This window comes from Kaistia terrae, from assembly GCF_026344005.1.
In the GTDB taxonomy this organism is placed as follows: Bacteria; Pseudomonadota; Alphaproteobacteria; order Rhizobiales; family Kaistiaceae; genus Kaistia; species Kaistia terrae.
In genome coordinates, this window is the sequence record NZ_JAPKNH010000006.1 from 63,923 (window position 1) to 76,956 (window position 13,034).

General features: G+C 64.2%; 13 protein-coding genes. 5 read left to right on the forward strand and 8 right to left on the reverse strand.

The features are described from left to right. Positions 1-23 precede the first annotated feature (23 nt). A complete protein-coding gene (locus OSH12_RS17155; RefSeq protein ID WP_266344819.1) occupies positions 24-1,013 on the forward strand; it encodes an SPFH domain-containing protein in 990 nt (329 codons plus the stop codon). Then, positions 1,013-1,459 (forward strand): NfeD family protein, encoded by a 447-nt coding sequence (locus tag OSH12_RS17160; RefSeq protein ID WP_266344821.1) that lies wholly within the window; start codon positions 1,013-1,015, stop codon positions 1,457-1,459. Before OSH12_RS17155 ends, OSH12_RS17160 begins: the two co-directional genes overlap by 1 nt. Before the next feature lie 59 nt (positions 1,460-1,518). On the opposite strand, the gene OSH12_RS17165 is transcribed toward OSH12_RS17160, so the two are convergent. The 8 genes from OSH12_RS17165 to OSH12_RS17200 form a co-directional block, all read right to left on the reverse strand. Continuing rightward, entirely contained in the window at positions 1,519-2,505 is a 987-nt protein-coding gene (locus OSH12_RS17165; RefSeq protein ID WP_266344822.1) for a dipeptide ABC transporter ATP-binding protein, read from the reverse strand. Then, positions 2,502-3,509, reverse strand: coding sequence for an ABC transporter ATP-binding protein (locus tag OSH12_RS17170; protein ID WP_266344823.1), 1,008 nt, complete (start codon positions 3,507-3,509; stop codon positions 2,502-2,504). The genes OSH12_RS17165 and OSH12_RS17170 overlap by 4 nt, the downstream gene beginning before the upstream one ends. A 2-nt stretch (positions 3,510-3,511) precedes the next feature. Next, entirely contained in the window at positions 3,512-4,420 is a 909-nt protein-coding gene (locus OSH12_RS17175; RefSeq protein WP_266345041.1) for an ABC transporter permease subunit, read from the reverse strand. A 4-nt stretch (positions 4,421-4,424) separates the two neighbouring features. Further along, positions 4,425-5,435: an ABC transporter permease subunit gene (locus OSH12_RS17180; RefSeq protein WP_266344824.1), complete on the reverse strand. Its 1,011-nt coding sequence runs from the start codon at positions 5,433-5,435 to the stop codon at positions 4,425-4,427. 191 nt (positions 5,436-5,626) lie between these two features. Next, a complete protein-coding gene (locus OSH12_RS17185; RefSeq protein ID WP_266344825.1) occupies positions 5,627-7,216 on the reverse strand; it encodes an ABC transporter substrate-binding protein in 1,590 nt (529 codons plus the stop codon). A gap of 145 nt (positions 7,217-7,361) precedes the next feature. Further along, positions 7,362-8,288, reverse strand: coding sequence for an NAD(P)-dependent oxidoreductase (locus OSH12_RS17190; protein ID WP_266344826.1), 927 nt, complete (start codon positions 8,286-8,288; stop codon positions 7,362-7,364). 104 nt (positions 8,289-8,392) lie between these two features. Then, positions 8,393-9,199 (reverse strand): creatininase family protein, encoded by an 807-nt coding sequence (locus OSH12_RS17195; RefSeq protein WP_266344827.1) that lies wholly within the window; start codon positions 9,197-9,199, stop codon positions 8,393-8,395. A 105-nt stretch (positions 9,200-9,304) separates the two neighbouring features. Beyond that, on the reverse strand, positions 9,305-9,694 hold the full coding sequence (locus OSH12_RS17200) for a RidA family protein (RefSeq protein ID WP_266344828.1): 390 nt from the start codon (positions 9,692-9,694) through the stop codon (positions 9,305-9,307). 492 nt (positions 9,695-10,186) lie between these two features. Here OSH12_RS17200 and OSH12_RS17205 point away from each other — a divergent pair, with 492 nt between their 5' ends. The 3 genes from OSH12_RS17205 (at position 10,187) to OSH12_RS17215 (ending at position 13,033) form a co-directional block, all read left to right on the forward strand. Further along, complete coding sequence (locus tag OSH12_RS17205) at positions 10,187-11,194, forward strand: ABC transporter substrate-binding protein (protein WP_266344829.1); 1,008 nt, start codon at positions 10,187-10,189, stop codon at positions 11,192-11,194. Between the two features lie 145 nt (positions 11,195-11,339). Beyond that, positions 11,340-12,161, forward strand: coding sequence for an ABC transporter ATP-binding protein (locus OSH12_RS17210; protein ID WP_266344830.1), 822 nt, complete (start codon positions 11,340-11,342; stop codon positions 12,159-12,161). Between the two features lie 80 nt (positions 12,162-12,241). After that, positions 12,242-13,033 (forward strand): ABC transporter permease, encoded by a 792-nt coding sequence (locus tag OSH12_RS17215; RefSeq protein WP_266345042.1) that lies wholly within the window; start codon positions 12,242-12,244, stop codon positions 13,031-13,033. Position 13,034: the final 1 nt, after the last annotated feature.

Here is a 13,034-nt window from a genome sequence, read left to right on the forward strand (position 1 = left end):
GATTGCGACAGGGGAGAATGACGATGGGATTTTTCGGCTTCGACATCACGGTTCTGGTGATCGTCGTTCTCGTCATTCTGGTGCTGATCGCCGGAATCAAGACCGTGCCGCAAGGGCATAGCTACACGGTCGAACGCTTCAGCCGCTATACCCGCACCCTGTCGCCCGGCCTCAACCTGATCGTTCCCTTCATCGACCGCATCGGCGCGAAGATGAACATGATGGAGCAGGTGCTCGACGTCCCGACGCAGGAAATCATCACCAAGGACAACGCCACGGTCTCGGTCGATGGCGTCGCCTTCTACCAGGTGCTGGACGCGGCCCGCGCCGCCTATGAGGTAAACGGCCTCAAGAACGCACTGCTGAACCTCACCATGACCAACATCCGTACCGTCATGGGTTCGATGGATCTCGACGAGCTGTTGTCGCATCGCGACGAGATCAACGACCGGCTGCTGCGCGTCGTCGATTCCGCCGCCGCGTCCTGGGGCATCAAGATCACCCGCATCGAGATCAAGGACATCGTGCCGCCGGCCGATCTCGTCGATTCGATGGGCCGTCAGATGAAGGCGGAGCGCGAGAAGCGCGCCCAGATCCTCGAGGCGGAAGGCTCGCGCCAGTCGGCGATCCTGAAGGCCGAGGGCGAGAAGCAGGCGCAGATTCTGCAGGCGGAGGGCCGGCGCGAAGCCGCCTATCGCGACGCCGAGGCGCGCGAGCGGTTGGCGGAAGCCGAGGCCAAGGCGACCGAACTGGTCAGCAAGGCGATCGCCGCCGGCGACGTGCAGGCGATCAACTATTTCGTCGCCCAGGGCTACACCAAGGCGCTGGAAAAGCTCGCCTCGGCGCCGAACCAGAAGGTGTTGATGCTGCCCGTCGAGGCGACGGCGCTGATCGGCTCGATCGGCGGCATCGCCGAACTGGCCCGCAGCGCCTTCGGCGGCAATGACCCGGAACCGGCCCAGCGCCGCCGCCCGACCACCAGCGTGCCGCGCTCCGGCGAAGGATCGTTCTGATGATCGTCGAGGCGGTCCGGCAGCTCGGGCCCTGGAGCTGGTGGATCCTCGGTCTGCTGCTGCTTGGCGTCGAGGTGCTGGCGCCGGGCGCCTTCTTCCTGTGGTTCGGCATCGCCGCGCTGCTCGTTGGCACGCTGGCGATGATCGTGAGTTTGGGCTGGCAGGCGCAGGCGATCCTGTTCGTCGCGCTGGCGCTGGTGCTGGTCATCCTCGGAAGGCGCTTCTATTCGCGCGAGCGGCGGCCTGGCGACCAACCGCATCTGAACCAGCGCGCGGCGCGGTTCGTCGGCAGCGTCTACCCGCTGGCTGAGGCGATCCAGAACGGCCACGGCCGCATACGTATCGACGACACGACCTGGAGCGTCACCGGCCCCGACCTGCCGGCCGGCACCCGCGTCCGCGTCACCGGCTTCGACGGCGCCGTGCTGAAGGTCGTACTCGAGTAAGTTTCCCTTCCCCCGCTGGCGTCAGCGGGAGAGGGGGATGGGCTTGCTACTGGAAAGAGCTAAGAAACCCGGTCATCCCGCTCGACGGCCCAGCAGGCGACTTCCGTCTCGCCGTGCCGTGTCAGGACCGGCAGGTCGACACGGCATTTGTCGAAGGCAAGCGGGCAGCGCGGATGGAAGGCGCATCCCTTGGGCGGGTTGAACGGCGACGGCAATTCGCCCTTCAGCCGGATCCGCTCGCGCTGCCGATCGCGATCGGCCATCGGCGTCGCCGAAAGCAGCGCCTGCGTATAGGGATGCATCGGCCGCTCGAACAGCTTTTCACGCGGGGCGCGTTCGACCACGCGGCCGAGATACATGACCAAAATCTCATCGGCCATGTGGCGCACGACGGCGAGGCCGTGGCTGATGAACAGATAGGACAGGTCGAGGCTGTCCTGCAACTCGACCAGCAGGTTCAACACCTGCGCCTGCACCGAGACGTCGAGCGCCGAAACCGGCTCGTCCAGCACGAGGATTTTTGGCCGCAGCATCAGGGCGCGGGCAATCGCGATGCGTTGGCGCTGGCCGCCGGAAAACATGTGCGGATAGCGGTTGGCGTGTTCGGGCCGAAGCCCAACCCGCTTCAGCATGTCGAGCACCGCCGCCTTGCGCTGGGCGGCGTTCATGTCCTTGCGGTTGATCACCAGCGGCTCGGCCAGCGCGTCCAGGATCCTCTGCCGCGGATTGAGCGAGCCATAGGGGTTCTGGAAGACGATCTGCACTTCCGAGCGCAGCTTCTGCAACGCCGACTTGTCGGCCGTGACGATATCCGTCTTGCCGATCATCAATTCGCCGGCGGTCGGCTCCTCGATCATGGTGACGAGGCGAGCCAGCGTGGACTTGCCGCAGCCGGATTCACCAACCACGGCCAGCGTCTTGCCGGCACGCAGGGTGAAGCTTGCTTCGGCCAGCGCCCGGATCGTGGCGGTGGGCTTGAAGGCGCCGCGGCTGACGGAATAGAAGCGCGCCAGCTTGGTGGCTTCGAGGACGACGGGCGCGTTCATGCCGCGACCTCCCTGCCTTCGGGATGGGGATGGCCGATCGGCCGCCCATGCGTCAGCGGATAATGACAAAGGGCGAAACCGGCGATGGCGCCCTGGCGCGGCGGCACCTTGGTCCGGCAGCGGTCGGTGGCGAAGCGGCAGCGCGGCTCGAACAAGCAGGCCGGAGGCCGGTCGAACTGGCCCGGCACGACGCCGGGGATCGACGGCAGATGCTTGCCCGTCGCCCGTTCGGGCAGGGCTGCCAGCAGCGCCGCCGTATAGGGGTGGTGCGGATCGGCGAAGAGCGGGGCTACCGGCTGCTCCTCGATCTTCTGCCCGGCATAATGGACAGAGACCCGCTCGGCAGTCTCCGCGACAACGCCCATGTCATGCGTGATCAGCACCAGGCCGGTCCCGGTCTCGCGTTGCAACGAGACGAGCAGTTCGAGGATCTGCGCCTGGATGGTGACGTCGAGCGCGGTCGTCGGCTCGTCGGCGATGATCAGCTTCGGCCGGCAGGCGAGGGCGATGGCGATCATCACGCGCTGGCTCATGCCGCCGGAAAGCTGGTGCGGGAAGGCCGAAAGCCGGCGTTCGGGATCGGGAATGCCGACCGCCTCGAGCAGCTCGATCGACCGCTTGCGGCGCTCGCTCTTCGACAGGCCGAGATGCACCTTCAGGCTCTCTCCGATCTGGTAGCCGACCGTGAAGCACGGATTGAGGCTCGACATCGGCTCCTGGAAGATCATCGCCATGTCCTTGCCGACGAGCTTGCGCCGCTCGCGCGGCGTCAGCGTCAGCAGATCGCGACCGTCGAAGGCCAGCGTCTTGGCCGAGACGGTGGCGGTCCAGGGCAGGAGGCCCATGACGGCCAGCATGGCGACGGATTTGCCGGAGCCCGACTCGCCGACAACAGCCAGAATCTCGCCGCGGTCGACGGTGAGCGAAACGCCGTCAACGGCGCGGAACTGGCCGCCGCTGGTCTTGAAGTCGACGGTGAGGTCATTGATTTCGAGAAGCGGCATGGTCAGCTCCTCCGCATCTTCGGGTCGAGCGCATCGCGCAGCCCGTCGCCGACAAGGTTGATCGAAAGCACCGTGATCAGGATGGCGACACCCGGCGAGGTGACGATCCAGGGCGCGGATTGCAGGAATTCGCGCGCCGAGGCGAGCATGGCGCCCCATTCGGGCGAGGGCGGTTGCGCGCCCAGTCCGAGGAAGCCGAGCGCCGCCGCTTCGAGGATGGCGTTGGAGATGGTCAGCGCCGCCTGGACGATGATCGGCGCCATGCAATTGGGCAGCACGGTCTTGAACATGATGCGCAGCGTGCCGGCGCCGCCGACGCGGGCCGCCGTCACATAGTCGCGCGTCTTCTCCTGCATCGCCGAGGCGCGCACGAGGCGGACGTAATAGGGCAGATAGACCACCGTGATCGCGACGATCGTGTTGGTCAGGCTCGGCCCGATGATGGCGACGATGACGATGGCGAGCAGCAGGCTCGGCACCGACAGGATGACGTCCATCGCCCGCATGATGACGATCGAGGGCCAGCCCGGCGCGAAGGCCGCGACGAGGCCAAGCACGATACCGACGGCCATCGAGGCAACCACTACGGAAAGGCCGATGAACAGCGACAGCCGTGCGCCGAAAATCAGGCGCGAGAGCATGTCGCGGCCGATCTCGTCCGTGCCGAGCAGGAAGGCGCGGTTTCCGCCCTCGACCCAGGCGGGTGGAATGCGGGTGAATTCGCGGAACTGTTCGATCGGCGAATAGGGGGCGATGAAATTGGCGAAGATCGCCACGAAGGTGAGCAGGCCGAGAAGGATCAGCCCGACAAGCGCTGCGCGGTTCTCGGAGAAATCGCGGAAGAAGGAGGCGAAGGGGCCAGGCGGCGCTTTCGGCTCGACGATGGCGGCGGCGGTTCTCTCCGCGGGCATCCTGTCAACGGGCATGACGAATCCTCGGGTTGAGCACGCCGTAGAGCAGATCGACGAGAATGTTGATGACGATGACGATGCCGGAGACCAGCAGGATGCCGCCCTGCAGGACCGGATAGTCGCGGCGCTGGATCGACTCGATCAGCCACGACCCGATGCCCGGCCAGGAGAAGATGTATTCGGTCAGAACCGCGCCGGCCATCAGCGCGCCGACCTGCAGGCCGATCACGGTGACGACGGGAATCAGCGCGTTGCGCAGCGCATGGATGCCGACGACGCGGAACGGCGAGAGCCCCTTGGCACGCGCCGTGCGGACGTAATCTTCGCCGAGGATCTCCAGCATGGCGGAACGGGTCATGCGGGCGATGGTGGCGAGCGGGATGGTGCCGAGCACGATGGTCGGCAGGATCAGGTGCGACACCGCCGAGGCGAAGGCGCCTTCCTCGCTGGAGAGCCAGCTGTCGATCAGCATGAAGCCGGTGACGGGCTCGAAATAATACAGCAGGTCGATGCGGCCCGAGACGGGGGTCCAGCCGAGATCGACCGAGAAGAACAGGATCAGCAGCAGGCCCCACCAGAAGATCGGCATCGAGAAGCCGGTCAGGGCAGCACCCATCAGCGTGTAATCAATGTAGGTGCCGCGCCGGGTCGCCGCGATCACGCCGGCCGGAATGCCGAGGATCGTCGCGAACAGCATGGCGCAGATGGCGAGTTCCAGCGTCGCCGGGAACAGTGTCGTGAATTCGGTCAGGATTGGCGTCTGGGTCGAGATCGACGTGCCGAAATCGCCATGCGCGATTTGCCAGAGATAGTCGAGGAACTGCTTCCAAACCGGCTGGTCGAGACCCAGCTCGTGGCGGAAATGGGCCAGCCGTTCGGGAGAAATGCCGCGCTCGCCGGTTCGGGCCTCGACCGGATCGCCGGGTACGAGGCGGATCGCGACGAAGGTCAGGAAGGCGATGGCGAGAAAGGTCGGGATGACCAGTAATACGCGCCGGATGATGAAACTGAACATGGTGTTACCGCCTGAAGGCAAGGCGGGAGGCATCATCGCGGCCGTCATCCCCGCCAAGGCGAGGATCCATCCGCCCCTGTCGGGCCGGGTGAATTCCAGGTCATCCGGGGATCGGCCGCTTGTGCCAATCCCCGGAGTGCGTTGTCCCGGAACGACGGAGGAGTGGTGCGCCTCCGTCCTTGTCGCAACTACTAGTCGAGGCCGACTTCCGCGAATTCGCGCCGGCCGAGCGGGCTGACCTTGTAGTTCGTCACATTCTTGCGGATCGGCTCGTAGACGATCGAATGCGCCATATTGAAGACCGGCGCTTCTTCATGCGCGATCACCTGCATCTGCTCGTAGAGCTTGGTGCGCTCGGCAACGTCGAAGGTCGACTTGGCCTTCTGGAACAGCGCCTCGAAGTCCTTGTTGCACCACTTGGACAGGTTCTGGCCGCCTGGACGGGCGCCTTCGCAGCCGAGCAGGAAGAAGAAGTTGTCCGGATCGCCGTTGTCGCCGCTCCAGCCGAGCTGGCCCATCTGGTGCTCGCCCGCCTGCAGCCGCTTGCGGTATTCGCCCCACTCATAGGAGACGAGATGGGTCTTGATGCCGACCTTCTCGAAATCCGCCTGCATCAGTTCGGCGATGCGCTTGGCATTGGGATTGTAGGGGCGCGTTACCGGCATCCACCACAGGTCGCTCTCGAAGCCTTCGGCGACGCCGGCGGCCTTCAGCATTTCCTTGGCCTTGGCCGGGTCATACTTGTACGGCTCGATGGCGTCGTTGTAGCCCCAGATCGTCGGCGGAATGAAGTTCTTGGCCGCCTGGCCGGCGCCGCCATAGACGTCCTTGATGATCGTCGCCTGGTCGATCGCCATCGTCAGCGCCTGACGCACTTCCTTCTTGTCGAAGGGCGGCTTCGTCACGTTGAACGACAGATAGGCGATGTTGAGGCCCGGCTGCGACAGCAGATTGACGTTCTCATCCTTGCCCATGGCGGGGAGATCGGCCGGGTTCGGGCCGATCATCACCTGGCATTCATTCTTCTGCAGCTTGGCCCAACGCGCCGTCGGATCCTTGGTGATGGCGTAGACGAGGTCGTCGATCTTGGCCTTCGGGCCCCAGAAATCCGGGAACGCCTTGAAGCGGATCACGGCGTCCTTCTGGTAGGCGACGAAAGTGAACGGCCCGGTGCCGATCGGCTGCTGGTCGATGGTCTCGGGCTTGCCTGCCTTCAGCATCACATCGGCATATTCGGCCGAGAAGATGGTGGCGAAATCCATGCCGAGATTGGCGAGGAAGGGTGCGTTCGGCTTGGTCAGCGTGAACTTGACGGTGTGGTCGTCGATCTTGTCGATCGACTTCAGCAGCGTCGGCATCTCCATGTCGTTGAAGTAGTCATACGCGCCGCCGGAGACCTTGTGGTAGGGATTGTCTTCCTTCCACATCCGGTTGAACGAGAACAGCACGTCGTCGGCGTTGAAATCGCGCGTCGGCTTGAACGTCTTCGACGAGTGGAATTTCACGCCCTTGCGCAGGTTGAACGTCACCTCGAGACCGTCGGGCGACACAACCCAGCTCTCGGCCAGTGCTGGGCGGATCTTGGTCGTGCCGGGCTCGAACTCGACGAGCTGGTTGAACACCGGACGGGCCGCGTCGAACGACGTGCCGGTGGTGTTGATCTGCGGATTGAAATTCTCGGGACTGCCTTCCGAGCAATAGACGAGCGTCTTCGCCCCGGCAGCTGATGCAAGACCGGTGACCAGCATGGTCGCCGCCAAAAGGCGGGCAAAAGTCTTCATTCCTGAACTCCCCTGGCACGCGCTATTCAAAGCGCTTTTAGGCCCGCCGCAGCATACGGATTCCTTGCCGGAACCTCGTTGACGGGAAAGCCGCAGTCGAGCCGAGGCGCGGTCCGATTGCAAGAGGGATTTTTTTGCCGGTTGATCAAGGATTGAGCGCGCCGCGAACCTTGACAACGATCGCCGCCGAGGAACGCAGGTGGGATTCCAGCGTCAGATCAGCAATGCGCGGTGTCAGGATCAGATTGGGGACCGCCGCGTAGATCCAGCCGGCCTCGCTGTTCAGCGGCTCGGTCTCGAAGCCGTCGAAAGCCGCACCGCGCAGGCGGCCGGTCGAAAGCATGTTGGCGACCGTGGCCGCGTCGACCACGCCGCCGCCGCCCACGGAAATGAGGACAGCCGCCGGCTTCAGCTTCGCCAGCGCTACCGTGCCAAGCCGACCGAGCAGTTCCGGGCGCGCCGGAAGATGCACGCTCACAACGTCGGAACCGGAGAGCAGCGCGTCGAATTCGACACGCTCTACATCGTTCCAGACCGGGTGGGTCGGCTTCAGGAACGGATCCCAGCCGGTGACGCGCATGCCGAGCGCCTGGGCGCGAACGGCGGCGGCGCGGGCGCCGAAATCCAGCCCGACCAGCCCAAGGGTGCGGCCACCGATCTCGCGGCCGACGAGATGGCCGCGCGGCCATTTTCCCTGCATCACGTCGCGGGTGGCAAAATAGGCGCCGCGCGTCAGCATCATGGCGCTGGCGATGACATACTCGCCGACCGCGTCGGCCATCATGTCCGGCGCTCGCACGATCGAAACGCCGCGCGCCTCGCAGCCCAGCATGTCGATATTGTCGGAAACGGCGCCGACCTGGCCGATGACACGCAAATCCAGCGCATGGGCGATCAGCGGAATGTCGACCACCGTCCGGTCGCGGACGATCAGCGCCTTGGCGCGCCGCACCGCGCGCGACAGGCTGGGCAGATCGCTACCCAGCGTCGGCTCGTACTGAACCTCGAAGTCGCGGGAAAGATCCGCAACCGCGTTCTTGTGCATGAACTCGGAAATGACAATGTCGACCACGCCCGCCCCCGGACATACGCTCAGGCAGATGCTGTCGCGATGCCGGGGCATGCTAGCAACAGTCGGCCAGCATGCCCAAGCGTTTTCAGTCGATTTTCGTTAAATCAGGCAGGAGCCTTCCAGAGACGGCCGAGGTCGAAACGGGCCATTTCCTCCAGCAGCTCGACAAAGGCCTTCGCCTGGTAGTCGACCATCTGGCGGCCGCGTTCGGCGGTGGCGCGCGAGGCGTTGCCGACGGCGCCCTTCGGGTTCAGGTCCTGCGCCTTCCAGGCGGCGCGGGCCGGCGCGCCATGGAAACGCAGCCGCTTGAATTCCTTCAGCAGGTCGAGCTGAGACGAGCGGAAATCCTCCGATTTGGACATGTCGACCAGATCCGGCCGGAAATGCAGCATGATCGAGGTTTCGACGTCGCCGCCATGGATGCCGTAGAGATATTCCTCTTCCGGCACCATGCCCTCCGGCTCGCCGACGGCGGTCCAGCCGGTGTTGACGACCAGCATCTCGTGCTTGATGCGCAATTCGCGGGCGATGATCTCGCAAGCCGGCACATTGCCGCCATGCGAGGTGACCAGGACCAGCTTGCGGACGCCGGCGCGCGCGATGCTGTCGCCGATCTCCAGCCACATCCTGATCAGGGTTTCCCATGAGAAGGTAAGCGTGCCGGGCGAGGAGATGTGCTCGTTCGACTTGCCGATCGATTGCACCGGCAGGAAGGTCGCCGGCAGGCCTTCGGGCAGCAGCTCGACGACGCGCTTCATCATGCCTTCGCCGATGCAGGCATCGGTGAAAACAGGCAGATGCGGGCCGTGCTGCTCGATGGCGCAGACAGGCAGGATCGCGATCCAATCCTTTTCGCCGCCCTGGAAAGCCGGGGCCTGCATCTCGTGCCAATAGGGGCGGGGAAGGGTCATGTCGTCTCGTTCTTTCAGATGGTTCGCTGTCGGCGCCCTCTGCCTTGCGGGGAGGGGCGACCGGGTGGGGTGTTGATCCGGGTTTCGCGTTCGTCCGGTTAAGCGTCAATCCACCTTGGCGGCAACAGCCTCGATCTCGACCAAAAATTCCGGCCGGGTGAAGCCGGTCACGATGTAGAGCGTCGAGGCGGGAAGGGGATCGGTGACAAAACGGTCGCGCACGTTCATGTAGCGACGCATGTCTTCGCGCTTGGTGACGAAGGCGTTGAGGCGGACGATGTCGGAAAGCTCCATGCCGCCGGCAGCCAGGATCGAGCGGATGTTCTCGAAGCAGATTTCGGCCTGCTCCTCGATGCTGTCGGGGACGCTGTCGTCGCTGGAAATGCCGAGCTGGCCGGAGGTGAAGAGGAACCGGCTGCCGGCCGGCGCCTCGACGCCGTGGCTGTAGCGGCCGAAGGGCGGACGGATGTCCTGGGGGATCAGCGGGCGGTTCACGATCGGGTACTCCGGTTCGACTTGCGGGGGCAGGTCCATGAGCAGGCAAGACAGCAGGCGAGAGTTCTTCGGCAGGCAAGTGTCCACGAGCGGGCACGAGCCGTGGTTCTGTGGGCAAGGGTAGGGGTGTGACGGCTCCGTAGGCAAGGGCGGATCCGTTCCGCCGAACCTTGTCCGATCGGAAACGAGCCATGCGCGTTCCCTGCCATATCTCTCGTCAGAGTGCGTCGTTTGGTTTCGCGGGAGGCGCTCAATTTCCTGGCGTCTGCCGCTATCTTGGGCAGGGCTCGTCGCCTAATATGCCAGCACCGTCCGAGATCGGGCAGGCATGCCAGGGTAGGCGCGCAAGCGCCACGAGGCGCCTGCGTGGCATGCGTCTTGCGACTGGGAAGCGCGATTTCGGCCAGGAAGGCCACGGACCGACATACAGGTTCGGGAAAACAAGATCTGCGACCGCTGGGGCTGTCGCGACAAGGGGAAGGCGGAGTGCTTATGACATCCATCAGGACGAAGTTTATTGGTTTGACGGCCGGCGCAGCGGCATTGGCGTTTTCCGGCCAGGCCTTCGCGCTCGACGAAATCAGTTTCGGCACCAATTGGCTCGCCCAGGCCGAGCATGGCGGTTTCTACCAGGCTGTCGTCGACGGCACCTATGAGAAGCATGGCCTCAAGGTCACGATCGTGCAGGGCGGACCGCAGGCGGCCAACCGCCAGCTGATGCTGGCCGGCAAGACCACCTTCAACATGGCCGGCAACATGGTCGAGACCTTCTCGGCCGCCGCCGAGGAAATCCCGCTGGTCGAGGTCGCTGCGATCTTCCAGAAGGATCCCCAGGTCATCATCGCCCATCCCGATGTCGACACGTTCGCCGACCTGGCCAAGCTCGACACGCTGCTGCTGTCGAAGGACGGCTATGCCTCCTACTTCCAGTGGATGAAGTCGGCCTTCCCGGGCTTCCGCGACGAACAGTTCAAGCCCTACACCTTCAATCCGGCGCCGTTCCTGGCCGATCCGAAGTCGGCCCAGCAGGGTTACATCACCTCCGAGCCCTTCGAGATTGCCAAGCAGGCCGATTTCAAGCCGAAGCTGTTCCTGCTCGCCGATGAAGGCTTCAGCACCTATGGCACGCTGATCGAAGGCACGCAGGAATTCGTCGCCGCCAACCCCGACATCACGCAGCGCTTCGTCGATGCCTCGATCATCGGCTGGAACAATTATCTCTACGGCGACAACAAGGCTGCCAACGATCTGATCAAGAAAGAGAATCCGGAAATCACGGATGAGCAGATCGCCTATTCGATCGCCACGATGAAGGAATATGGCCTGGTCGATTCCGGCGACACGCTGGAAAAGGGCATCGGCTGCATGACCGATGCGCGGGTCAAGGACTTCCAGGAAAAGATGGTCAAGGCCGGCGTGATCAAGGCTGACCTCGACCTGTCGAAGTTCTATACGACGCAGTTCGTCTGCAAGAAGGTCGGAATGGACCTCAAGAAGTAGGTCTTCGGACCGATAGAATACGGAGCGTTTCGGCTCCAGGCCGAAAATACGGAGCCCTTGGGCTCCAGGCATTGCCGGGCTCGTCCCGGCAATGCCGTTGTTGAACGGTGGCGCGTTCCGCCCCGCAGTTGAGGAAACGGATTTCTTGTCTCTCGCAACCAGCAGCCCGCCATCCGCAGCGACCGGACGGCCCATCGTGCGCCTCGATCATGTCTCCAAGACCTTTTCGAATGGCACCATCGCGCTGAAGGACATGTCGCTGACGATCGGTACCGGTGAGTTCATCAGCCTGCTCGGCCCTTCGGGTTGCGGCAAGTCGACGGCGCTCCGGATGCTGGCGGGGTTGGGTGAACCGTCCTCCGGCAAGATCATCTGGCCGGATCCGGCCGACAAATCCGCGAACGACAAGAGCGAGGGCGAGATCGGTTTCGTGTTCCAGGAACCGACGCTGATGCCCTGGGCTACCGTTTTCAAGAATGTCTGGCTGCCGCTGCGCCTGAAGGGCATTTCCAAGGAAGCCGCCCGGCCGCGCGTGATGGAAGCGCTGGAGATGGTCGGGCTCGACAAGTTCGTCGATTCCTATCCGCGCGAACTTTCCGGCGGCATGAAGATGCGCGTCTCGATCGCCCGCGCGCTGGTCACCCGCCCGCGCATCCTGCTGATGGACGAGCCCTTCGCTGCGCTGGACGAGATCACCCGCCAGAAGCTCAATGACGACCTGCTGCGTCTGTGGGAACAGTTCGGCTGGACCATCGTCTTCGTCACCCATTCGGTTTTCGAATCCGTCTACCTGTCGAGTCGCATCGTCGTCATGGCCGCCCGTCCGGGCCGCGTCATCGACGAGATCGAAGTCGATGCGCCGCATCCGCGCGGCATCGGCTTCCGCACCTCGCAGGCTTACGGCGAATATTGCCGCCGGACTTCGGAATCCCTTCTTTCCGCCATCGGAACGGCCGACCACCTATGACCAGCATCGATCAAGGCCCTGCGACGGCCTCCGCGCAGGACGCTGCGCACGTAGATACTCCGATCGCTCCCGCGCAGGGCATGCCGGTCAGCGAGCGCGTGCTGCGCGTCCTCATTCCGCTCGTCATGCTGGGCGCGCTGATCGGGCTCTGGGCCTGGTATGTCGCCGCCTACAACATCCCGAAATACATCCTTCCGAGCCCGGAGCTCGTGGTTCAGTCGCTGATCAAGGACTGGCCGATCCTCGGCATGGCGCTGCTGGTGACGCTGAAGATCACGTTCGCCGCGCTCGGTATCGCGCTGGTCGGCGGTGTCGCGCTGGCGATCCTGCTCACCTCGTCGAAATGGATCGAACTGGCGCTGTCGCCCTATATGGTGATCCTGCAGGTGACGCCCGTCATCGCCATTGCGCCGCTCATTCTCATTTATGCGCCGTCGACCCAGTCGGCGCTGCTGATCTGTGCCTGGATTGTCGCCTTCTTCCCGGTGCTGTCCAACACGACGCAGGGCCTGAAGAGCACGGACCACAACCTGCTCAACCTGTTCGAGCTGTATGGCGCCAGCCGCTGGCAGACGATGATCCACCTGAAGCTGCCGGCCGCTCTGCCCTATTTCCTGGCGGGGCTGCGGATCGCCGGTGGTCTCGCGCTGATCGCGGCCGTCGTGGCCGAGTTCGCGGCAGGCTCTGCCGGTGCCGGCTCCGGTCTTGCCTTCCGCCTGCTGGAATCGCAGTACCGTCTCAACATTCCTCGCCTGTTCGCCGCCCTGATCCTGCTGTGCGGCACCGGCGTCGTGATCTATGGCGTCACCAGCCTGATCTCGCATCTGGCTCTGCGCCGTTGGCATGAGAGCGCCATCCGGCGGGAGAATTGAG

Excerpts from the sequence above, each read along its gene's own strand:
- OSH12_RS17155 (WP_266344819.1), top strand. The coding sequence starts at position 24 with ATGGGATTTTTCGGCTTCGACATCACGGTTCTGGTGATCGTCGTTCTC.
- OSH12_RS17160 (WP_266344821.1), top strand. The coding sequence starts at position 1,013 with ATGATCGTCGAGGCGGTCCGGCAGCTCGGGCCCTGGAGCTGGTGGATC.
- OSH12_RS17165 (WP_266344822.1), bottom strand. The coding sequence starts at position 2,505 with ATGAACGCGCCCGTCGTCCTCGAAGCCACCAAGCTGGCGCGCTTCTAT.
- OSH12_RS17170 (WP_266344823.1), bottom strand. The coding sequence starts at position 3,509 with ATGCCGCTTCTCGAAATCAATGACCTCACCGTCGACTTCAAGACCAGC.
- OSH12_RS17175 (WP_266345041.1), bottom strand. The coding sequence starts at position 4,420 with ATGCCCGCGGAGAGAACCGCCGCCGCCATCGTCGAGCCGAAAGCGCCG.
- OSH12_RS17180 (WP_266344824.1), bottom strand. The coding sequence starts at position 5,435 with ATGTTCAGTTTCATCATCCGGCGCGTATTACTGGTCATCCCGACCTTT.
- OSH12_RS17185 (WP_266344825.1), bottom strand. The coding sequence starts at position 7,216 with ATGAAGACTTTTGCCCGCCTTTTGGCGGCGACCATGCTGGTCACCGGT.
- OSH12_RS17195 (WP_266344827.1), bottom strand. The coding sequence starts at position 9,199 with ATGACCCTTCCCCGCCCCTATTGGCACGAGATGCAGGCCCCGGCTTTC.
- OSH12_RS17205 (WP_266344829.1), top strand. The coding sequence starts at position 10,187 with ATGACATCCATCAGGACGAAGTTTATTGGTTTGACGGCCGGCGCAGCG.
- OSH12_RS17215 (WP_266345042.1), top strand. The coding sequence starts at position 12,242 with ATGCCGGTCAGCGAGCGCGTGCTGCGCGTCCTCATTCCGCTCGTCATG.